The sequence below is a fragment of the Nitrospina gracilis Nb-211 genome (assembly GCF_021845525.1).
GTDB lineage: Bacteria > Nitrospinota > Nitrospinia > Nitrospinales > Nitrospinaceae > Nitrospina > Nitrospina gracilis_A.
Window position 1 is genome coordinate 1670032 of sequence record NZ_JAKJKD010000001.1, and the last position, 22108, is coordinate 1692139.

The 22108-nt window shown below is 55.9% G+C and carries 19 protein-coding genes; 4 read left to right on the forward strand and 15 right to left on the reverse strand.

The window, feature by feature from the left end; translation table 11 throughout:
- Positions 1-4: 4 nt before the first annotated feature.
- The 6 genes from tsaD to J2S31_RS07985 form a co-directional block, all read right to left on the reverse strand.
- Complete coding sequence (tsaD, locus tag J2S31_RS07960) at positions 5-1012, reverse strand: tRNA (adenosine(37)-N6)-threonylcarbamoyltransferase complex transferase subunit TsaD (RefSeq protein ID WP_237098553.1); 1008 nt, start codon at positions 1010-1012, stop codon at positions 5-7.
- 100 nt (positions 1013-1112) lie between these two features.
- The gene (locus J2S31_RS07965; protein ID WP_237098554.1) at positions 1113-2504 is read right to left on the reverse strand and encodes a S41 family peptidase; all 1392 of its coding nucleotides are present in this window, start codon (positions 2502-2504) and stop codon (positions 1113-1115) included.
- 112 nt (positions 2505-2616) lie between these two features.
- The gene (locus tag J2S31_RS07970; protein ID WP_237098555.1) at positions 2617-3786 is read right to left on the reverse strand and encodes a murein hydrolase activator EnvC family protein; all 1170 of its coding nucleotides are present in this window, start codon (positions 3784-3786) and stop codon (positions 2617-2619) included.
- A 20-nt stretch (positions 3787-3806) separates the two neighbouring features.
- Entirely contained in the window at positions 3807-4703 is an 897-nt protein-coding gene (gene ftsX / locus J2S31_RS07975; RefSeq protein ID WP_237098556.1) for a permease-like cell division protein FtsX, read from the reverse strand.
- A 5-nt stretch (positions 4704-4708) separates the two neighbouring features.
- Complete coding sequence (gene ftsE, locus J2S31_RS07980) at positions 4709-5380, reverse strand: cell division ATP-binding protein FtsE (protein WP_237098557.1); 672 nt, start codon at positions 5378-5380, stop codon at positions 4709-4711.
- 58 nt (positions 5381-5438) lie between these two features.
- Complete coding sequence (locus tag J2S31_RS07985; protein ID WP_237098558.1) at positions 5439-6062, reverse strand: hypothetical protein; 624 nt, start codon at positions 6060-6062, stop codon at positions 5439-5441.
- Positions 6063-6230: 168 nt separating this feature from the next.
- On the opposite strand from J2S31_RS07985, the gene J2S31_RS07990 reads away from it, so the two are divergent.
- Together J2S31_RS07990 and J2S31_RS07995 are read left to right on the forward strand one after the other, a co-directional pair.
- A complete protein-coding gene (locus tag J2S31_RS07990; protein WP_237098559.1) occupies positions 6231-6947 on the forward strand; it encodes an HmuY family protein in 717 nt (238 codons plus the stop codon).
- 83 nt (positions 6948-7030) lie between these two features.
- Positions 7031-7717, forward strand: coding sequence for a formylglycine-generating enzyme family protein (locus tag J2S31_RS07995; protein ID WP_237098560.1), 687 nt, complete (start codon positions 7031-7033; stop codon positions 7715-7717).
- Here J2S31_RS07995 and J2S31_RS08000 read toward each other — a convergent pair.
- On the reverse strand, positions 7714-9945 hold the full coding sequence (locus J2S31_RS08000) for an Rne/Rng family ribonuclease (RefSeq protein WP_237098561.1): 2232 nt from the start codon (positions 9943-9945) through the stop codon (positions 7714-7716). The genes J2S31_RS07995 and J2S31_RS08000 overlap by 4 nt on opposite strands.
- A gap of 239 nt (positions 9946-10184) precedes the next feature.
- Between J2S31_RS08000 and J2S31_RS08005 the strand changes: the two genes are divergently transcribed.
- Positions 10185-11747, forward strand: coding sequence for a phosphoglycerate kinase (locus J2S31_RS08005; RefSeq protein ID WP_237098562.1), 1563 nt, complete (start codon positions 10185-10187; stop codon positions 11745-11747).
- Here the strand turns inward: J2S31_RS08005 and J2S31_RS08010 are convergent.
- Genes J2S31_RS08010 through J2S31_RS08020 form a run of 3 tightly spaced genes read right to left on the reverse strand, consistent with a single transcriptional unit; the run spans position 11702 to position 18011 of the window.
- Positions 11702-13456 carry a glycosyltransferase family 9 protein gene (locus tag J2S31_RS08010; RefSeq protein WP_237098563.1) on the reverse strand — a complete coding sequence of 585 codons (1755 nt, stop codon included), beginning with the start codon at positions 13454-13456 and terminating at the stop codon, positions 11702-11704. The two genes, J2S31_RS08005 and J2S31_RS08010, sit on opposite strands and share 46 nt — an antisense overlap.
- A 2-nt stretch (positions 13457-13458) precedes the next feature.
- Positions 13459-15252 (reverse strand): glycosyltransferase, encoded by a 1794-nt coding sequence (locus J2S31_RS08015; protein WP_237098564.1) that lies wholly within the window; start codon positions 15250-15252, stop codon positions 13459-13461.
- Positions 15249-18011: a glycosyltransferase family protein gene (locus J2S31_RS08020; protein ID WP_237098565.1), complete on the reverse strand. Its 2763-nt coding sequence runs from the start codon at positions 18009-18011 to the stop codon at positions 15249-15251. Before J2S31_RS08020 ends, J2S31_RS08015 begins: the two co-directional genes overlap by 4 nt.
- A 244-nt stretch (positions 18012-18255) precedes the next feature.
- Here J2S31_RS08020 and J2S31_RS08025 point away from each other — a divergent pair, with 244 nt between their 5' ends.
- On the forward strand, positions 18256-18951 hold the full coding sequence (locus J2S31_RS08025) for a molybdopterin-dependent oxidoreductase (protein WP_237098566.1): 696 nt from the start codon (positions 18256-18258) through the stop codon (positions 18949-18951).
- 1 nt (position 18952) lies between these two features.
- On the opposite strand, the gene J2S31_RS08030 is transcribed toward J2S31_RS08025, so the two are convergent.
- The 5 genes from J2S31_RS08030 to J2S31_RS08050 all read right to left on the reverse strand — a co-directional run bounded on the left by J2S31_RS08030 (position 18953) and on the right by J2S31_RS08050 (position 22103).
- Entirely contained in the window at positions 18953-19681 is a 729-nt protein-coding gene (locus tag J2S31_RS08030) for a hypothetical protein (RefSeq protein ID WP_237098567.1), read from the reverse strand.
- Positions 19678-20421 carry a formylglycine-generating enzyme family protein gene (locus J2S31_RS08035; RefSeq protein ID WP_237098568.1) on the reverse strand — a complete coding sequence of 248 codons (744 nt, stop codon included), beginning with the start codon at positions 20419-20421 and terminating at the stop codon, positions 19678-19680. The genes J2S31_RS08030 and J2S31_RS08035 overlap by 4 nt, the downstream gene beginning before the upstream one ends.
- A 47-nt stretch (positions 20422-20468) precedes the next feature.
- The gene (gene metF, locus J2S31_RS08040; RefSeq protein ID WP_237098569.1) at positions 20469-21359 is read right to left on the reverse strand and encodes a methylenetetrahydrofolate reductase [NAD(P)H]; all 891 of its coding nucleotides are present in this window, start codon (positions 21357-21359) and stop codon (positions 20469-20471) included.
- A gap of 66 nt (positions 21360-21425) precedes the next feature.
- Positions 21426-21920, reverse strand: a complete 495-nt coding sequence (locus J2S31_RS14685; RefSeq protein ID WP_237098570.1) for a restriction endonuclease — start codon at positions 21918-21920, stop codon at positions 21426-21428.
- Positions 21921-22103, reverse strand: a complete 183-nt coding sequence (locus tag J2S31_RS08050; protein ID WP_237098571.1) for a hypothetical protein — start codon at positions 22101-22103, stop codon at positions 21921-21923. It abuts the gene before it with no gap.
- Positions 22104-22108: the final 5 nt, after the last annotated feature.

Below are 22108 nucleotides of genomic sequence, written 5' to 3' on the forward strand. Positions count from 1 at the left end.
CTTGTCAGACGGTGAAGTTGGCGTGGGCGTCCAGAGCCAGCAACTGGCCCGCAGGCGGCGGCGCGTTGCGGTAGCGGAAGGTTCCGGCGCAGGCGATCATCGCGGCGTTGTCGGTGCACAAAATCGGTTTCGGCACGAAACACCGAATGCCGCGTTCGGCGGAGGCCTCCTGCAGGGCTTGCCGGAGCGCGCCGTTGGCGGCGACGCCACCAGTCAAGACGATGCGGTCCAGACCTTCCTGCTCGCAGGCCGACAGGGCTTTCGCCACCAGCACCTCCACCACCGCTGATTGAAATCCGGCGGCGATGTCGGCGTCGCTCAACCCCTTGCCGTTATCCCCACGCCGGGCGATGGCCGTCCTGACGGCGGTTTTGAGTCCGCTGAAACTGAAATCGAGCGATCCCTTCTCCAGCCACGCGCGGGGAAAGTTGTGGGCATTGGGATCGCCCTCCCGCGCCCGTTTCTCGACGATGGGACCGCCAGGGTAGCCCCAACCCAGCATCTTCGCCACCTTGTCAAACGATTCCCCGGCGGCGTCATCGCGGCTTCGCCCCAGCACATGGTAATCGCCGAAACCGTTCACCCGGTACAGGTCCGTGTGGCCGCCGGAGACGATCAATCCGACAAACGGAAATTCGACCGGCTCCTGCAGGAAGATGGCGAGCAGGTGTCCTTCCAGATGATTGATCCCGATGAGCGGCTTGCCGGTGGCGAAGGCCAGCCCCTTGGCGGCGTTCAGTCCGACCAACAACGACCCCACCAGCCCCGGCCCCTGGGTGACCGCAATCAGGTCGATGTCATCGAGTTTCACTGCCGCCTGTTCCAATGCTTCCTGGATGATGAAGTGGATTTTATCGACGTGACTGCGCCCCGCCAACTCGGGCACGATGCCGCCATATTTCGAATGGATGTCGTGCTGGGAGGCGATGACGTTCGACCGCAATTTAACGCCATCCTCCAGAACGGCGGCGGCGGTTTCGTCGCAGGAAGTTTCAATGCCCAAGGTCAACATGGAAAATCGCGAAGAGGTTTCATAATTCTGATTAAAAAATCAAAGGCCGGAAACGGGCACCCGAATCCGGCCTTTGTGATATGAGATCGAGAGAGAAAACTCAGTTGGTGTTTTCGCTCTTGAAGATTTTGTTCATCACCGACCAGCCCTGGAGGAGAGACACCGCTTCCCGCAGTTGAATGTCGTTTTCCAGTTCTTCCAGTGCCGCCAACCGTTCTTCCGCTTTTTCCTTCTCCGCTTCGGTCGGCTCGCTGTCGGTACCTTCGATGCTCTTCTTGCCCTTCAGGTGCTGCTTGAGATCTTTCTCGCGAAGGAACCGGCGGATTTCATCTTTTTCTTTTTCCGCCTCGGTTTTTTCAGCCGAACCCTCATTTTCCACCGGCTCTTCTTCGATAACAATGTCCGGCGTGATGCCGTTTTCCTGGATCACTTTACCGCTGGGCGTGTAGTAGCGGGCCGTGGTGAGGCGAAGCGCCGATCCGTCGCTCAACGGAATGATGGTCTGCACCGATCCCTTACCGAACGTCTGCGTTCCCAGAATGACAGCGCGGCCCATGTCCTGCAATGCGCCCGCAACGATCTCCGACGCGCTGGCACTGCCGCCGTTGACCAAAATGATCATGGGATAACGGAAATGCTTGCGGCTTTCATGCGTGGTGAAGCGCATGTTCTGGTCTTCGCTCCGGCCCTGCGTGTACACGATGAGGTTTTCCTTGTCGAGAAACCGGTCCGCTACTTCCACCGCCTGATTGAGCAATCCACCGGGATTGCCGCGCAGATCGAGAATCAGTTTCTGCACGCGCCGTTCCTCGAAGTCGTTGAGGAAGCGGTCGAGATCCTGACTGGTGGTTTTGGTGAAATTGCGGATTTTGATGTAGCCGATGTTTTCATAGAACACCCGCTTCTTGACACTTTGCACTTTGATGATGTCGCGGGTGATCGTCACCACTTTGGGTTTTTCCATGCCCTTGCGGAAAATGGTGATGTTGACGTCCGAACCGCGCTCGCCGCGAAGCAGGGCGACAGCATCGGTCAGGCTCAAATCGAGCGTGGGCTCGTCCTCGATTTTAATGATTTTGTCACCGGCCTTGATCCCGGCTTTATCGGCCGGGGTGCCCTCGATCGGAGAGACGACGGTCAGGATGCCGTTGCGCACGGTGATCTCGATGCCCAGTCCGCCGAATTTGCCGGAGGTCTCGACCTTCATCTGCTTGAAAGAATCCGGAGGCAGATAAGACGTGTGCGGGTCCAGGGTTTTCAGCATGCCCTGGATGGCGCCTTCGATCAACTGCTGGGGATCGACTGCTTCCACATAATTGGATTCGAGCAGGGCCAGGATTTCCGAGAACACCTTGAGTTTGTCATAGCTTCCCGGATTGGCAAATTGTTCCTCGCTGACCTCGGTTTCCGCGGCCCCGGCTGGATGGACGAGAAGGAATCCGCCGCTTAAGGCCAGCGACCCAACCAGCATGAGAACCGTGCTGGCTTTCATCAATTTCGATGCCCAACTTCCATATAGAAAACTCAATGTCCCTCTCCACTAAAAGTGAGTCGTTTTTCTTCGATTATAACCAATTCCCCGTGCAATAAACATCCCCAAATTATCACTTTCCGGCCACCTGAAACCACGGGGAAGGCTTGATGGGCTTGCCTTTGTGGCGCAGTTCAAAGTACAGGGCGTCGCCCACCAGCGAGCCGGAGTTGCCCGACTGGCCGATCACTTTCCCCTCCTCCATCACCTGCCCTTTTTTTACTTGAATGGAATCGAGGTGCCCGTAAAGCGAATGGTAATTGTTGCCGTGGCCAAGAATGACAAGGTTGCCGTAGCCTTCGAGAAACCCCGTGTACAGCACCTTGCCGTAGAAGATGGCTTTCACCGGAGTGCCCGCCTTCACGCCCAGGTTGATGCCGTTGTACACGATGTAGGTGCCGAAACGGTCGTTCCATTTCTTGCCGAAACGGTTCAGCCGTTTTCCCTGCACCGGGTAGTGCAGCCGGCCTTTCATGTCTTCCAGGCTGAGCCCCTGCTTGAGGACCAGTTTTTCCTGCAGGCGTCCGATCAGGTCGTTCAAACCCTCGGAGGCCTTGATGAGTTCCTTGCGGGTTTGCAGGGCGTAAATTTTTTGAGTCTTGATGTTTTTTAGAAACTGCGACTTGTTGTCCGCCTCCCCTTCCAACTGCCGCTTTTTCTCCAATGCCTCTTCCTGGTAGCGAAGCAGGGACTGCTGACTGTTTTCCAGTTTTGCGGTTTCTTCTTTCAGCTTTTCCATCTGCTCCACGTAATCCTGAAAAATCGCGGCGTCGTAGGCCATGACGTTTTCCATATACTTGAGCCGGGTGAGAAGCTGGTTGAAGGTATCCGAGGAAAACAGAATTTTTACCAGGTACATGTCGCCGTTTTTGTAAATCTGCCGCAGGCGGTCCTTGAGCACCAGCTTGTACTGCTCCAGCCTTTCCTGATGTTTGGCAATGGCCTCCTTCGCGTGCTGAACCCGCTTTTCATTCACCTCGATGTTGTAGCGGTAGATCTTCAATTCCCGCTCACGCAGTTTCATGCGATCTTCCAGATGGCGCAGGGTTTTGAGGATACGCGTTTCTTCGCGGCCGATCTCGGAGAGTTCCCGGTCCTGCGTCTCAATTTTTTTTCTTAGTGCATCGAGTTCCGCCTTTTCCTGCTCCAGCAGGTTCTCCACCTGGCTTGCGGGCTTCTCTTTGGAAAACGAAGGGGCGGCCAGGCCGCTCACCAGCACGACCAAAGCAAAAAGACCGGCCATCCAATGTACGCACTTTTTCATCATCGACTGCGGAACATTTTAAGAAACTGGTTGACCGAAAGATAACTGCCCATCCATCCAAGAAAAACGCTGCACGCAACGATACTTCCCACGAACTGCGGTGATATAAAATGAAACTCCATACCGCGTGTGATGACTTCGAGCGATCCCTGAAAGTTGAGCGTCAAAAAGATTTGCAGGCCCTTGACCAGAGCCAGCGACAACGCCGCTCCCAACAGCCCGTGCAGGGCCCCTTCCAGCAGATACGGAAACTTGATGAACCGGGGTGTCGCGCCGATCAACAGCATGAGTTCGATTTCATCACGGCGGGAAAACACGGACAGCTTGATGGTGTTCGAGATTATAAGCAGAGCCCCCACACTGAGCAGAGTCCCCAGCGCAATCAAAAACACCTTCATAAAAATCATGAACGTTTCGAATCGGCCAATCCACTTTTCACCGTACTCGACCGACTCGACTCCCTCCTTGATGCGGATTCTTTCCGCGAACATTTTGATCGCCGAGAACTGCCGGTCCGACGCGTGGAACTGGATGTTGTAGGACGCAGGAAGCGGATTGAGGTCCATCTGCCCCAGAAACTCGGCATGATCGGAAAACATTTCCTTGAATCTGGCCCAGGCCTCGTCGCGGGACACATGTTTGAATCCTTCCACATCCGGACTCGCCTTGATGAACTTTTCCAGCTTCTCCCTGCGTTCGGTGCTAATGCCATCCTCGAGGTACACGATCAACTGCACCTGGTTGCTCCACGAGGTGAGCAGGGAGTTGAGATTGACGTAGATGAAGATGAACAGGCTGAAGATGGACAGCGCAACGGTGATGGACCCCACCGAGGCGAGGCAGGTCTGTTTGTTGGATTTGATGTTGGAGAGAGCCGCGCGAAAACTGCGTATCAAAAAACTCACCTGAGCACCCGTGTGTCCACGATGCGTCCCCGGTTCAAGGTGATGACCGAATGATTGCCGCTGGCCAGCATATCCTGATTGTGGGTGGCGAACACCACGGTCGTCCCTGCCCGGTTGGCCTGTTCGAACAGTTTGAGGATTTCCTGCGAGATATCGGGGTCGAGATTGCCGGTGGGCTCATCGGCGAGCAGGATTTTCGGTTGCGTCACCAAAGCCCGCGCGATGGCCACCCTCTGCTGTTCGCCGCCGGACAGCTGCAGGGGATAGGCATCCTTGCGATGGGAAAGCCCCACGTTCTTGAGCGCCTCCCACGCTTTGGAGCGGATGACCCGCCGCGGCGTGTTGCTGGTGATCTCCAGCGCGAACGCCACGTTCTCGAAAATGGTTTTACCGGGGATCAGTTTGTAATCCTGAAACACCACGCCGATGTTGCGGCGCAGAAGGTACAGCATGCTTTCCCTGAATTTGCCGATGTTCATGCCGTTGACCAGCACCTGGCCCTGGTCGTGCCGCTCCCAGCGGAAAATGATTTTGAGGAGCGTCGATTTCCCCGCGCCGCTGGGGCCGCTCAAAAACACGAAGGCGCCCTTCTTGATGATCATGGAAATGTCGAACAGCGCGGGAGTGTTGCCTTCGTAGGTCTTGTAAACGTTGTACAGTTGAATCATGCGTTAACGGTCCGAACCATACAAAAGTCGCCTGCCCCGGGGAGGAACGGGACGGGTTTCAGTTTTTGGGAGTGGATGGCGGCAACTCGTCCGCCAGGATGATGTCGCTTTCCATGCTGTCCTCGGCAATGTACTCGCCGGTGGACATCATGGCCAGCACATCGTGGCCGTAAAACTCGCGGATCTGCGTGTCGGAAAGCATATCCAGATGGATGAACGTCTTGATGATCAGGCGCCCGTCCTCGATTTCGTACGCAAAGACCCCGGCGGAACACACGAGGTATCCCTCGTGATGACCGAAGGTCAGCAGGCCTTCCTCCAGATAGCCGTCGAGGATGATGATGCAGTTGTCGGTGGTCTCCGTGCGCTCGCTGAAGCGGTCGATGCAGTGAGTGGTGTACGCCACCTGCGGGTGCGTGAACGATTGGTAGAGCCGACCCTTGTCCGTGGATTCGCTGTGCGAGGGCGAGACCAGGGTCACAAATCCGTGCCGGGTGAAATCCACCAGGCAAAGAACATCCTTGCCGAATTTGCGCGCCACCTTCTGGGTGATGCGGTTCATGAAGCGCTGGCGCTTGCGGATGGAAATGCGCCCCGATCGGCCGAAATGCTTCTGGTATTCCTTCTTCAGGAAGGCTTCGATCTGGTGCTTTTTAAAAGCAAAATGTTTGTCTTCAACCATTTTCAAACCTGAAACCGGACAAATACCGACATAAAGGCCATTATACCCATCCTGCCAAAAGGAAAAAAGGCGATTTTGATCTTGGTCATTGAAATTGAAGGAGAAATCGGCGAAACTCCCTGTCAATTTTCCACTTACAGGGGACATCCCCTTTGATACAATGACACTATGAACAGTACAGCCAAAACCTTTCTGGTCCTCCTGGGGGCAACGGTATTCTTCAACGTGATGTTTTATTACCTGTCCTCCAACATCGAGGACTTTGAAAATCTGCCCCTACCTCCCAAAAAAGTGGAACGGTATGAAACCGGCAACCCGCTGATCAAGGTGGATGCGCAGTCGCGGGACACCTGGGCCTTGCTGGACTTTTCCACCGGTCAGATTCACCGCGTGGAGGACATGGAAAAGGACGTCGCCCCCCTGCAGAAACTGAACTGGGACCTGGCGTTTCAGCGCACCAAAATCGTCACCAACGGAGGCGTGACCAATCCCAAGGGACCGGTGCAGGTGAAGAACCTGGGCCAGGTGGATTTCGACCAAGTGGAACAGGTCCCGGCGGCGCGGACCGATTTCAAACAGGATGACCGCGGCTGGGGTGGCAGTATCGTCAACAAGGCGCTGGTGGACTGGTACATTTACCGCACCCGCACACACAACGTGGAATCCAAAAAGGACGTGTACCTGATCGATACCGGCGACGGGTTCGTGAAGATGAAGATCATCAACTATTACTGCGAGCGTCCGGAATCCGATTGCCAATCCATGATGTGCACGCGCGACGAGGCGGCCTGCCTGACACTGGAATACCGGTACATACCAAACGGCGAAAATACCTTTCCCGCTTCCACAATCGAGCAACCCCAAACGGCCCAGGTCACCCATTGAAGCAGGTGTCCCTACTGCTGATTCTGGCGGTTCTCTGGTTGCTTCCTTCTTGCCAGCCCTCTTCCGGCGCCGAAAACGGCGATATGGTGTTGATTCCGGCCGGCGAATTTCAACTCGGTATGCCCGCCTCGGACAACATTCCCGCGTTCATGTCCGACCGCACCTCCAGCGCCAACGCCCAGCCTATGCAGAACCTGCACCTGGATGCGTTTTACATCGACCGGAATGAAGTGACCTACGCCGATTTTCTGGCATTCAAACCTTCCGCCCGATACGCCGAAGGACGGGCGAACCATCCCGTGCGTGGCATCAGCTGGTATGAGGCAGATGCCTACTGCCTGTGGCTGGGGAAACGCCTGCCGACGGAATTCGAGTGGGAAAAAGCAGCGCGCGGCGATGATGGCCGGTTGTTCGTCTGGGGCAACGAGCTGGATAAAAGCAAAGCCAACTTCGGTAAAACGCCCCAACCCGTCGGCAGTGTGAAAACCGACGTCAGCGTGTACGGCGTGCAGGACATGAACGGGAATGTTTCGGAATGGACGGCGAGCTGGTACCAGCCCTATCCCAACTCGAATCACCAGGACAGCAATTTCGGCGAGAACTTCAAGGTGATCCGCGGCGGCGCATACAACAAGCGCGAGCACGGGTTCATGGAGCAGTTCGCCATGATCCCGTACCGCAATGTTGCCCCGCCCACCATGCGCACCTGGAACACCGGGTTCCGCTGTGCGCGATCGATACCGAAGGCCGAATCCGGCACTCCGGGCTAAAGCCCGGAAGCCAGATCGTCGCGCATCGGTTTCGGCTCGTCGTCCCGGTCGTCCGCCGCCTTGTAGGGCGGTCGATTGTCCAGAACCACCTCATGCAGACGGGACACGTTTTCCACCGGCTGGGAGGAAGATTCCTCTCCGTCCCCTTCAGTCCTTTCGGCGGTCTTGCGGGGAGCCCGCGACCGGCCACTGCCCCCACGTCTGCGATTCGAATAACGCCGCCCATCGCGGGACCGGCCAGACCGGTTTCCACGCGTAGCCGGTTTATCGTCCTCCGGTTTTTCGGCACCGGACTCCGAGGCCTCGCTCTCCGCTTCCACTGAGGGCGGAGGCGCATCCTCAACAGGAAAAGCCGGACCGGCCGTCACTACCGGCGGAGTTTCCACACCGGGAGCGAGGGATTCGTCCTTACTGTTTCCAAGAGAGGGTGTGTCCACCGCCGCTTCCGTTTCCCCTTCCTCTGCCTCGGCACGCGGGGTCCAGTTGGGACGGTTGCGGGAACCACCTCGCGCTCCTCCAGACCGCGATGAACGCCCCCGGCTGGAAGGGCGGCGCCCGCGTCCACGCCGATCACGGTCTCCCCGATCCTCGGACCGGGAATCCGGGCGACCTTCCGGACGCGATTCGGGCCGGGAATCCGAGCGACCTTCCGGACGCGATTCGGGCCGGGCCGCCGTCTCCGGCGCCGCAGTCCGGAACTCGATACCACGACTGCGGTTTTCCATCTGCCGTTCCTCTTCGCGTTTGCGTTCCAGAACCGTATAGGAAAAGTTCTCGTACGCTAGGCGGTCTTTTGCCGTGAACTGAATGAGGCATTGGGTTTTGTCCTGCAATTCCTGCAGATACTTGGTCTTGTGATTCAACAGATAACTCGCCACCGCGGTCGATACCTCGACAGCCAGAACCTTGACATTGCCTTCCGCCAGAATTTCCCGCACCTTGCGCAGAACATTCAACGAAAGCGAACTGTCGGTACGGGTGAAACCGGTGCCCTGACACAGACTGCATTGCTCGAAGTTCCCTTCCTTGACCGGCGAGGACAAGCGCTGACGGGACATTTCCAGCAGGCCGAACCGCGAGATGCGTGAAATATTGATGCGGGCTTTATCCGATTTACAGCTTTTCTTGATTTCCTTTTCGACATTGCTCTTATTCTTCTTGGAGAACATGTCGATGAAATCGATAACGATCAAGCCGCCCAGGTCGCGCAGGCGCAACTGACGGCCGATCTCCTCCGCTGCTTCCATGTTGGTACGGGTGGCGGTGTCCTCGAGATCACTGGAACTGGTGGTTTTTCCGGAGTTGACATCGATGGCCACCATGGCCTCGCCCACGTCAAACACCAGCGAACCGCCGGAAGGCAGATCGACGCGTTTTTTATAAATGTTCTCGATCTGTTCTTCGATTTTGTACTGGGAAAAAATGGGTTTGGTTTCCTGCGAATACTTGATGCGGTTGCGCATGCGCGGCATCACCATGCGCATGAACTCCTTCACGGCTTTGTAGGAATCCGCGTTGTCCACGATGATTTCGGAAGTGTCGTTGGTGAAGTGGTCGCGAACGGTGCGCACCACCATATCCGGCACCTTGTAGAGCAGGCACGGAGCCTTGGTTTCGGGGTCCTGGAGTTTTTCCTGAATGCCCTCCCATATCTTCATCAACATCTGGAGGTCTTTCTGCAATTCCAGCTTGGTGCGACCCATGCCGGCGGTGCGCAGGATCACGCCCATGTCTTCCGGCAATTGGAGGTCCGAAAGCACCTCCTTCATTTTCTTACGTTCGGATTCATCCTCGATTTTCCGGGAGATGCCACTGGTTTCCTTGGAGCACATCAGCACCAGAAACCGCCCCGGAATGGTGACCGCATTGGTCAAAGAAGGACCTTTGGCGTCACGGCTTTCTTTCACCACCTGGACCAGAAGTTTCTGGCCCCGGATGAGCACGTCCTGAATTCGGGTTTTCGATTTCCTTTCACCTGTCTGCAGGTACGATTCTCTCAGAACATCTTTGAAAGGGAGAAAGCCGTATTTTTTACCACCAAAATCAACAAAGCAGGCCTCAATGGCAGGCTCGACCCGGGTGATGACGCCCAGATAGACGTTTCCTTTCAGAAGTTCCCGGGAGGAATGTTCTACTATGTATTCTTGAATTTTCCCATCTTCGATGATTACGGCGCGGCATTCTTCAGGGTGTTCCGCATTAATTAACAGTTTTTTCTTTTTGGACATATCATTGTTGGCCTTTCAATTTGGCACTTGGAAGTCCTCGCCGACTACCTGCCTTGGACATGATAAAACAAAACGAATATTATTTCAAAAACGGTAATTTGTGTTATTTTATGAATGGAATCAAAAACTTCGCTTTGGGAGGCGGGCCCCTTTCCAGTCCACGGCGGACAGCCCGGAATCGGCCTTCCTGATTGTTCCAGCATAACACATAAATTCAGTAATTTAGATCATTTTTCCTCATGGAAAACGTCGCCAAAATGCCGTGCGTGGATGACCTCACCCCGGCGGACCTCATCGAAAAAACTATTTTCATCCGGGTCGATTTCAACGTCCCCCTCGTCAACACCAGCAAGGGGTACCGCGTCGCCGACGACACACGCATTCGGCGTTTCGTGGACACGACCTTCAAGAAAATTCACGAGCTCACCGACGGCAATTGCCGGATCATCATCGGATCTCACCTGGGCCGGCCGCACAAGAAGAAGGATTTTATGGGCTGGGACGGGGTCTTCAACATTCAGTTCGTCTGCTCCCATTTCGACACATTGATCCGCGAATTATACGAGGACACGTACACGATTTTCCCACCGGAAATCACCGACTCGCACCTGAAAGATTCACTCAGCATCATTGCCAATCATCGTCTGCCCCGCGGCGGCATCAAGTTTCTACCCAACCTGCGTTACCTTTTGGAACCGAACAATCCGGACACCTACCGCCAGGAATTCATGAAGGAAGTCGCCACATTTTCGGATGTATTCATAAATTGCGCGTTCGGATGCAGTCACCGCGTCAGCAAGAGCATTCAGATGCTTCCACAACAAATGCGACAGCAGGGCAAAACCGTGGTGTCCGGAAGCCTGCTCAACATAGAGGTAACGCGACTCGGTAAATTTGGGCAGAAGGCGTTGGATTACCCGGAGAAGACGGCGGTGATTGCCGGCGGAGCGAAGATCTCGGATAAAATCGGCATATTGAAACAGTTTGTGGACAGCCGTATCCGTCTCATTTTCATTGGCGGACGTATGGTGAATGCTTTCCTGCTGGCGAGAAAGTTTGCCGACGTGATTCCCACTCTCAAACAGGAAGACCTTCCCGCCAAGCTGTTCCTCAACAAGACGGAGGAAGAAAAGGCGGATGTGCTCAAGGAAGTGCGTTACGCCGACGAGATTATGAAGCTGGCGGAGGCGAATGAGGTCAGTATTGTTTTTCCCGATGATTACAAAGTCACCAAGGATTATTTCGAGACCGAGTATGTGGTGAAAGATGAACCTGATTTCGAGGATGATTTCCAGTTGGACCTGGGCCCCAAGACCATTGAAAACTTCGCCCGCAAAATCCTCCTGGAGGGACAGTCAGGAGAAATTCAGAACGTATTCTGGAATGGTCCGCTTGGTGCCTACGATCATCCGCAAACGGAGCAATATGCCGAAGGTTCGGTCAAACTGGCGGAACTGCTGTTTTCCGCCGCCATCAGCAATGAAAACATGTCGGTGGTCATCGGTGGGGGCGATTCCGCGGCGATCCTGAATAAGCTGAATCTGGAAGGTGTGAAGTACCAGGTGCGGGGACGCATCCTCCAGCAACTGAACAAAACCATCAACGCATCCATGCTGTCCATCGGCTTCAACAACGTGGACACGTACACCCTGTGCAACTACTTTGCGTCGAACTTCTTCGTATCCACCGGCGGTGGAGCGGCGCTGGAATTTCTGGAAGGCTACCTCAAGGACCGCGGAGAGTCTCCTCCTCCATCCTACCTGCCGGGAACGGCCATATTGCTGGAACTCACTTCCGCCTGAACCGGCTCCACTTCTTTTCCACCCAGGTTTTCGGTCAGGCAACCGATGATTTCATGCAATGACCGGGCTTCCACTTCAAACTTTCGGTAACACTCCCGGGTTCTGCGGGCCAGATCCAGAAGGTCCTCACCTTCGAAGTTTTCTTTCCTCCGGTCGAACATATCGCAAAGCGGATTGAGTTCCGGGTGCGTCAGGCCTGTTTTCCGGATCGCGGTGTCGATACTGGCGATGCGTTCGCCGAGGGCCTGGATGCGGGGCTTGTCGAATCCCCGTTCGCTGTAAACCCGCACCAGTTTTTCGCTCACCGCCTGGCCATCGCAAACCAACCGAACGAGATCCTCCAGGACTTTTCGTTTATCCTGCACGGTGTTCCAGAATGCAGTGTCGGTTTTCATATCATAATACTGTTTCAGAAACCGGATGATGGATTCCAGCGCGTCCCTGCTTGGCCGTTCCCGCACTTCCATCAGGCAATCGCGCCACATGCGCCGGTACGCCTGCGCGAACAGGGTTTCCATGTTGATAGGGTGACGGATGAGCGGTTTGTAAGCCAGGTATCCCTCTTCGTCAAAATACGATTCCAGAAGGTCCATCTCCGGCAGGTTCTGCATGAATTCCGGAACCTGCCAGCGGCCGGAGTCAAGGTGACCTCCGATCATGGCCTCCACATGACGTGGCTGAACTTTATCGACGCAGATCACATTACTGCAATGAACGTGATAACTGCACGGGGCGCAGGGAATGTTGGCGCGGAAAATGAGGTCGCCCTCGGAAAACGGACCGGTTTCGTAAGGGTGCGCATGCGCGAAGAACAGGCCGACAATACGCACGCCCAGAGCCGCGGCGATGTGCATGGTCCCGGTGTCGTTGGTCACCAGATACCGGCACCGCTTGAGCATGCCGATGAGCTGCGTGATGGAAGTCTGACCGCACAGGTTCACTATACGGTCCGAATGCTTGGAAGTCCCGACAATCTGCTCGGCCAGCTCCCGCTCCGACTTCACGCCGAACAGCACGATGCGGGCATTGCGGGCTTCGATAAGGCGGTCCACCAGTTCGCTGAAGCGGGATGCGGGCCAGCGTCGGTCCGCAATGCTGGAGCCGGCCTGAATGCCGATCACCAGTTCATCCTTCTCCATCCTGTGCGACCGAATGAGGTCGGCCACTGCCGCTTCGTCCTCGACACCATGTCGAACCAGTACGCCATGTGTGACCGGTTCAATGTCACCTCCTCGCCCGAAAATATCCACCAGATTGAACGTGTTGTAAGGGCGGTTCATGGGCTCGGTGAAAAAATACTGAAACCACGGATGCTCGGTTTTGCGGTTTCCCTCTTCGTTGCAACAGAACCCGCGCGCCTCAGGAATGCGCAGATACTTGATCATGTACGCGCTGAGAAACGAATGACTGAGGTTCACCACCATGTCGAATTTTCTGGAACGCAGTTCGTCGAGCCATTCCTTCATGTATTTTGCAAGCGTCACCCAGATCACTTCCCGTTTCCAGTCACGGTCGTTGTATTGGGTAATGTCCAGAATGATCAGTTCATCCAGGTGCGGAATCTTCCTCGCGAATTCCTCAAATGTCTTGTTCACCGCCAGGGTGATTTTGGCATCGGGGTGCTTCCGGCGGAGCCCGGCGATGAGCGGCGTGCATTGCACCAGGTCCCCCATGCGCGTCTGGTTGAGAATGAGAATGTTCTTCGCCATGGTCAGCCCTTTTTCGGAATGATTTGGTCCACCATCAGGAATAACAATTCGGGATCACTGAACGATCCCTCGCTTTCGCTTATCCGGTCCAGCACCATCTGAAAGGTAAAATCCTTTTGACCGCGGAACGGTTCCAGAAACTCAAGAAGCTCGGTATCATCCTCCACTTGTTGGAGCGCTCGATCGATTTCACTTTCCCGGCTTCTGAGTCGAATATCCAGTTCCTCTTCCCGCTCCGAGTAAATATGCAACAGCATTTCCCGCATGCGGTGTGTCATGGTGTGTTCCTTCAACACGCGCTGGCGGGCCCGATGCGCCAGAGCCCGGCGCTCTCCGTCGTGCTCAAGATAATAAAGAGCTTTCGAACGCATCTCCTCCAGATTGGAGAAGGTGATCATCTCCTCGCCGATGCGGAAGCAGTCGCCCAACTCCGAACGCGCGTCCACCAGTTGAAACCCGCCGCAAGCGGCAATCTCAAACGTCCGTGGATTGACGAAGTCGCCATTCGGATTGACGCCGTCGTGATAGGTGGAGGAATGCAGGTTCAAATTCACCTTGCCTGCATTGTAGATTTTGACGCAATCCTCGCTATCCACCCGCTGTCCGTTGTTCTGAATGTGCGGCCAGAACACCGCATTCTGGTTCCAGCCGGTTCCCCAGATTTTGAAATTCTGATCCAGCAGGCGGGTGAAGGCCCGGTGCCGGTTATAGTACCCCTCGCCCATGAAAGAAAGATCGGTGGAGAATTGTTTCCGGTCATCCTCATCCATGTCCAGGGGCTTATGGATCTCCGGATGCGCCGCCTGAGGCAGATAATAGTAATTGTTTACACCCTGCTCTCTCAGCCGTTTAAAAAACTCCCCCTGCTGAATGGTGAAGAAATAATCGTACTGACCGGCAACTTCCTTCCAGTAAGTCAGGGTATGGCAGTCCTCGACAAACCAGAACGCCACCGGGATTTTCATTTCCCTCAGCTTCGACACCGCCTCCGGGCTCATCGGAGCCTGCGCCAGCGCCAGGACGAGATCGGGTTTGAACTCCGCCGCGCGCGCCACCACCGCATCCCCCATCAGGTTCATGAACTTGTGATTGAGGGAGCGCTGATTGGCTTCGATTTTGGTCACGTTCTGAATTTCAAAATACGAATCCTTGAAACGTTCACAGTCCATGCTGTCCACCTCGTGCCCCATGGAAACCAGCGCGTCCTTGCAGAACCGGGCGGTAGGCAGGGATCCTCCATAAACCGGGTTCACCACAAGAATGCGAAGCGCGCTTTTATCCAGGACCTCCATGACACGGATGCACAGGCTCATCTCCTCGAAATACTCGGGCGAGATAAAGGTGGACGGAGCGTGCACAAATACATCCCAGTTGCGGGTGTCGCTTCTCGCCAGGATTTTGGGAGCCGGTTCGTCCACACGGAACCGAACACGATCGGCAAATGCCTTGAGGTCCACATGCTCCAGGAAGACGCGGAACAGATTCATTCTCGGCTCAATGACCACGATTTCATTGGGAAACCGGTCCAGCAACGCGCGGACGTGATAACCGAACCCGAGGCCGAGGACCACAATCACCGAATCCGGTTGCGGGCAAAATTCACGAATACTGGAGGCGGCTTCTTTTTGTGGATAATAGGTGCTGTGCAGGGATTGGTCTCCGTACACGGGCACGGCCAATCCTTCTTCAGAAATGGAGATGGAGATGGCTTCGGAAACCGGTTCGGAGCGCACCCGAGTAGCAAGCCAGGGATCCTGCGTCTCCAGCAACCGCATATTTGCTTCAAACAGGATCATGAGAAAACCTCTTTGTTATGGAATTCGTGGCTTTCGATTTTGTTGTCCATCTGAACAAGTGAATCGGATCGGAAACTTCCTTCAGCGTGAATCGCAGGCTGGGCCACGAGTTTGTACTGGATCACGAAGAACCGCTTCAGTTCCTCTGGAGTCAAGTCGGAGATGGTGACCCTTCCCGTGCGTATGCTGGTCTGGCCGGGGGACACGAATTTTTCGTACTGGGGGTCGAGGTTCTCCTCCACCACCCGCACCTCGTATCCGGTTTCCGCAAACAGCTTCTGAATTTCTTTCAGGGTGAAGAACCGCAGGTGAGTGCGGTCCAGAATTCCCTCATCCTCATAGGTCCAGTTGCCCTCACCCAGTTGATTCAGGATGCCGTGGTACTGGATGTTGGGAATGCTCGCCACCACGACTCCACGCTCACTGAGATAAGGAAGCGTTTTGCGCAAGACCAACGCCGGGTCAACGAGGTGTTCCAGCACGTCGGCAAACAGGATGCAGTCGAATTCTTTTTCTGCAAAAGGCAGGTCCATATTCTCGACACTTCCTTCCAGAACGATATCCAGATGACGCCGGGCCTCTGCCGCCGCCCGGCTATTGACCTCGATCCCCGTCACAACCGCGCCTTGTCTTTCCCTGATGGCATGCCCGGTATGCCCGGCACCGCACCCGACTTCCAGAACGGATTGGGCATCGCGAGGAACGAGATGAAGGAGATCCTGCCGAACATTCCTGTAATAATCAGAAACCCCGTTATCCCCGGATACCGGCTCCCCCTCTTCTGTAAGGCGTGTCTTCACCCACTCCTTCACCCGATCCACCAGGGTTTCCGCACGATGATCGTAGGTATGCCGCGCCAGCACCTCCCGCCGCCCGGCTTCCGCGATGCGCTCCGCTTCATCCGGATGGTCCAGATAGTGGCGCACGGTATCGACAATCGAGTCGTCCTCATACACCACCAGGTGCTTGCCGTTTTCAAACAGATCGGTCAGCCCGCTTCCCGGCGCCTCGTCGGTGGCCAGCAGACTGCCGGAGCACAACGCTTCGAACACGCGCATGTTGAGGTCGTTGCGCACGGCGTTGTTGAACACGATGCGAGACTGACTGAACACCCCAGCCATTTTCTTCATGAACTGGCGTTCGATATGCGTGTTGAAATGGGTAGCCAGCCTGTCGAGCAGTTCCCCTCGGCGCGGCAGATTGGGAAGGATACTCCCGACGAAACCGACATCGTACTTTTTCTCCAAATTCTGTTTGCCGTGGATTTCCGGATCACACGCCAGCGGCAACCATTCCACGTGCTGAATTCCCACTCTGCGGAATTCATCGACATATTCCCTCTGCGCCAGGAACACCATGTCGAAATGCCTGGCGATTTTAAGATGCTGTTCCTTGTTCAGGTGGGTGTCGATCAGGTAGCACACCTTCGGAACCTGGAGCGTGTGCAGGTCCGCCGGGATGGCGTTCAATCCCGTCTCCACATACAGGTACACGTTCGGCCGCCAGTCAGCAGGGAGTTTCCCTAGGACGGACTGGATCGTCTCCCCCGGCTCGCGCCGGATTTCCGGCTGATTGACGGGCCAGTCCAGAGCCTCCATGTTCCAGTTCTGACGCTGCTCGCGGGTAAATGCGGAGCCGCAGGTGATGACATGGCACTGCCTGCGAAGTGCGCGTTCCAGATAATGCGCAGTGGTGACCGGGTTGCCGTTGGTGTCCATCAGGATGTTGAGTTTTTCCGGCAGTGCTGCAAACCCTTCCGCACCGCCCTCCTCCACCGCTTCATGCCGGACGAGAAACAGGTCGATCGCCGTCTGCACCGCCTGCTTCCAGTTTTTGACGAAGCGGCCGATCGGAAACAGCCGCGCCACCGTCTCGCGCGCATTCTTTCCCATCTCGCGGGCCTTGTCCGGATTACGCAACAACTCTTCAACGCCCTGACGCAGAGTGGCGATATCATCGGAGATATAACCGTTCACTCCGTTTTCGATTGGCGATGTCGCGTTACAGGTACTGACCACCGGCATTCCCGTCGCCATCGCTTCCAGCATCGACAAATTGTAGCCGTCCTCGTAACCGTCCACCGTGGTGTTGACGAACACACGGCCGCGGCGGTAGTGTTCTTTCAAGTCATCGAATCCGTTGGACAGGCGGCTGCCGGGAATCTGCGGGTTCTGGCCGAGGGTGACGCACTCGAATCCCTCAACGATCTGCGAGCTCGCCGTGTAGCCCAGCATCAGATCGCGTTCTTTCAGGTGATTGCCGACGCGCAGGATGAATCCGCCGGTGCCGTCGTAGCCGCCGTACTCGTCCAGAGGCAGGCCGGGGCGGATGATGTCGCCCTCAAGTCCCCAGTCGTCGCGCTTGCTCTGCGAAATGAAAACGCGATGCACGCCGCGGGTCAAATCCTCGACCAAGCGGAAGTATTTTTCCTTATCCACGGAGTTGCCACTCAGGCCCGCCTCGGTGGAAAATTTGTTATGGAAGACGGCGATTTTGGGGATATCGTAGTCCCGCGCCCAGGCCAGGTCTTTCAGGTTGTGCGCCACCACGAGGGCATAGTTCCCCTCCTCAAGATTTCGCCACGCTTCGGTTTCGCCGACGATGCGGCCATTTTGTGGAAGCGGCCGCATGTTCCGGTCCCATTGCCGCCGCTGGCCGGGGCCGGTTTCCGGCTCAAGGATGTGGAATTCATACCCGGTGTGAGCCATCAGGCAGATGTAGGGTTCGTGCCAGTTGAAGGTGAGAATTTTGAGGTCCATTTTAATTGCCGTTTTCCCTGTAATTCCTTTAAAGTCTTTTCGGTATATTCGAAAAATTGCTTTAGGCTTTATTGCCTTTGCGGGGAGTCTCCCAAGTCAAACATAACTTATTGTAATTAAAAGACTTTTAATTATACGAAACCATTTTCCCCGGGCTCCATCCAAAAAAGGATGGCGTTTCTGTCCCGACTCCCCCGCATTTCCGGCGGAGTTTGTGTAATCAAAGCGAATTCAAAGGTTTTTCATGGAATACCCCGTCCCCGATCCCAACTCCAAACGCATCCGCACGCGCGAGGCGATGATCCAGTACCAGAAAGCCCGGCAGGAGGGCAAGGAATGGACCGGTGAGGTGCCTATGGGCGAAGGCCCGCTGAACCGCGACGGCATGCCCAAAACCCCGCCGGGGCAGAGCGTCACCGACCGCTGGCCGGTGCTCGATCTCGGCTTCCAGCCGGAGATCCCGCTGGAGAACTGGTCGCTCACGCTGTCGGGGCTTTTGGATTACCCGGCGACCTTCAACTGGGAGGAGTTCAACAAATTCCCGCAAGTCGAGGATGTGTCGGACTTCCATTGCGTCACCTCGTGGAGCCGGTTGGACAACCGCTGGAAAGGCGTGCGGTTCTCGGACCTGGCGGACCATTGCCGGGTGCAGAAGGAGGTGCGCTTCGTGTACATCAAGGCGTACGACGGCTACTCCACCAATTTGCCGATCGAGGAAGCCATGAAGTACGACGTTCTGCTGGTCCACACCTGGGAGGGCATGCCGCTGTCGAAGGAGCACGGCGGGCCGGTGCGCATGGTCACGCCGCAGTTGTATGCGTGGAAGGGAGCCAAGTGGATCGGCGAGATTATCTTTCGCGAGGACGACGAGCTGGGGTTCTGGGAACAGCGCGGTTACAACAACAACGCCAACCCCTGGCTGGAAGAACGGTATTGGTGATTTAAGTCAGCCTCAGGGTCCGCAACTTCGGCAGGCATTGGGATTGGGAGAGGGCTTCGACGCCTTTATCGCCGATGTAGGTGTCGAACATCAGCAGGGTCTCGATGTTCTGCAACGTCTTGGTGTTGGCCAGCGCCACCGCCGCATCCACCCGCAGTACGTTCCGCGCCACATTCAGGTGCTTCACCTTCTGGAATACTTTCGACCGCGCCAGCGTCTTGATGCCGCGGTCACTGATGTTCGTCCTGTAGATGTTCAGCTTGCGCACGTTGGCGAAGCCGGGATGCTTCGCCATGGTGATGAGCGCATCGTCACCAATGGGGTTGTCCTGCAGGATGAGCACCTGCAGTTTCTTGAACGGTCCTTCCGCCAGCGCCATGCCGCCCTCCTCGCCGATGTCGTTGATGCGCAGGTCCAATTGCAGGAGGTTGGCGCAGAACTCCGCCTCCATCAGCGCCACCGCGCCGCGGTCGCCGATCTGGTTTTCGCCCAGGTAAAGCCGCCGCAGGTTGGCGAACCGGGGACACTGCGCAAAGGCGGGAATGGCTTTGTGCGTGAGGTGGTTTTTGCTAAGGTCGAGGTTGACGACCTCCTCCACCCGTTCCGCTTCGCACAAGGCGAGCAGTCCTTCGTCGCCGATGAACATGCCTTTCAGTTCGAGGTCGCCATCTTCGCTCAGGTTTTCGCGGATGAGGCGGTTGATGTAATCGAGTTTCGGTGTGACGCTCATGATGGTGGTTTCAGGTTGATGACACAGCGGAAGCCGATGTCGCTGAAGCTCCGCGAGAAGGGGTAACTCCAGTCGCGGTAGCCGACCAGCATGCCGTTGATGCTGTCCGACCACGCGCCGCCGCGTCGCACCTTCATGACGCCGCGTCGGGGTCCGCGCGGATTGTACATCAATTCACCCAGAAAATAGAAGCGCGGAGAATACCAGTCCGCCACCCATTCCCACATGTTGCCCGCCATGTCGTAAAGTCCATACTGGTTGGGAGGATACTGGCCGACGGGGGCGGCGTTGTCCGCAAGCTGTTTGCCACCGTAGGCCATGGCGGGGTCCCAGTCCGGTCCCCACGGAAATTCACAGCCGTTGGCCCCGCCGGCGGCCTTTTCCCATTGAGCCTCGCTGGGCAGGGCCTTGCCGATGAGGTGGCAGTAGTCGGCGGCTTCGTACCAGGTGATTTTGGAGACGGGGCAGTTGTCGCAACTCGAGGAGGCACTGCGGCGCAGGAGATGGTCCGGCATCACCTCTTCCAGTTTTTTGTTGGTGACCTCGTACTTGTCGATCATGAAGGCGTTGAGGTACACCTCGTGCGCGGGCGCGCCGTGTTCCGGACCGAGGGCGTCGCACCCCCGCTGGAACTTGCCGGCCGGGATCAGCACCATGTCTTCGGTGATGTCGAACGTCTGGTCCGGCGAAACGCCGGGCGTGGGAGAACAGGCGGTGGTACAGGCCCAAAACCATAGCATCAGTGCCGTGAGGGTCCTCATTGAACCGGCCAATCACCAGCAGGAGGTCAGGAGTTCGGTGAGATATCCACCAGTTTCTTCAAGTTCTCGAAAATATTGAGGGTGGCGCGGGAACGGTTGAGCGTGTAGAAGTGAATGCCCGGTGCGCCGCCATTCAGCAGGCCCTCGCACTGCTCGGTTGCGTGTTCGACTCCGATCTCCTTGATCGCGTGTGTATCCTCGGAATGAGCTTCCAAGCGCAACAGCAAGGGATCGGGAATCGTCGAGCCGCACATTTTTGTGAAACGCTTGATCTGGTTCAGATTCTGAATCGGCATGATACCGGGGATGATCGGCACGTTGATGCCGCGGGCGATGGCCCGGTCCACGAAATCGAAATAGAAATTGTTGTCGAAAAACAACTGCGTGACGATAAAGTCGGCCCCGGCATCGACCTTGCGCTTCAGGTTGTCGAGGTCGGTGTTCATGTCCGGACACTCGATGTGCTTCTCCGGATACCCGGCGACACCAATGCAGAAGTCGTAGCCCCGTTTCTTGATGAATTCCACCAGTTCGTTGGCAAACCCAAAGCCGTCTTTCGGCTTCACAAAGTATTCCTGGTCTTTGGGCGGATCGCCACGCAGGGCCAGCACGTTTTCGATTCCGGCTTCCTGCAGGGCATCCAGCACCTCGGCGATTTCATCGGAATTGGACCCGACGCAGGTGAGGTGCGCCATGCTTTCCAGGCCCAGATCGCGCTTGATGCGCTTGACCAGATCGAGGGTTTTGGTGCGGGTGCTGCCCATGGCGCCGTAGGTAACCGACACGTAGACCGGCTGGCAGGGCTTGAGGTTTTCGATGGCGGTGAAAAGCTGATTGAACCCGTCGTCGTCTTTTGGCGGAAAAAATTCAAAAGAAAACGCAGGGCGTATGGTTTCAAGAAGTTTGGAAATTTTCATAAGGACGACAGTATAACACAGGAAGCCCTCGGGACCAAATGGGCCGGAAGAAGTGAGGCGGGGCTGTCAGTAAATGTCGAAGTTTTTGAGGTACTTCAGGAAGGTGTGGACATTGACCAGTTCCACCGGCTCTTCCTCGATTTGCCGGTAGGCGTCGTCCGCAAAGTAACCGGTGGTGATGATGATGCCGCGCGCCGCGCCTTCCCCCCGTACGGAGTCCAGGAAACCTTTCACCTTCATGCTGTCGACAATGTTGTAGGGGGGATTGAAAATGCAGAGCGCCAGGTACTTGCCTCCCACCACGGGGGTTTCGTCCTGCATGTCGATTTCCAGTTCCGAGTCGTTGGCCCAGACGGAGTGGCGGTATTCCAGGTTGAACTTTTCAAGAAACTCCAGGCACTTGGAGCGGAATGCGTCTGGATCTAAAAGGTAGGCGGGTTTTTCGTTATCTTCGTCGAATTGAATGGTCTCGCGCGGAGCCTGCGGCTGGGTGTTTTTGAGGAAAAAAATGAGAATCAGGCCCAGTATGAACGCAATGATGACCGTGATAAATATTTGCACTTATTTGATCATCTCATCAAATATTTTGTCTTTCTTTCCTTCTTTTATCAAGCGGTCGTGCTTGATCATCTGGCGAATGGCCACCCAGAAAACAAAAGCCACGATGAACAGCATGCCGCCAATCGGCATATTGTCCGGTTTCAGCGCAATCAAAAGAAAGTTTTCTAAAGCTGAGGGCTGCATGTTTT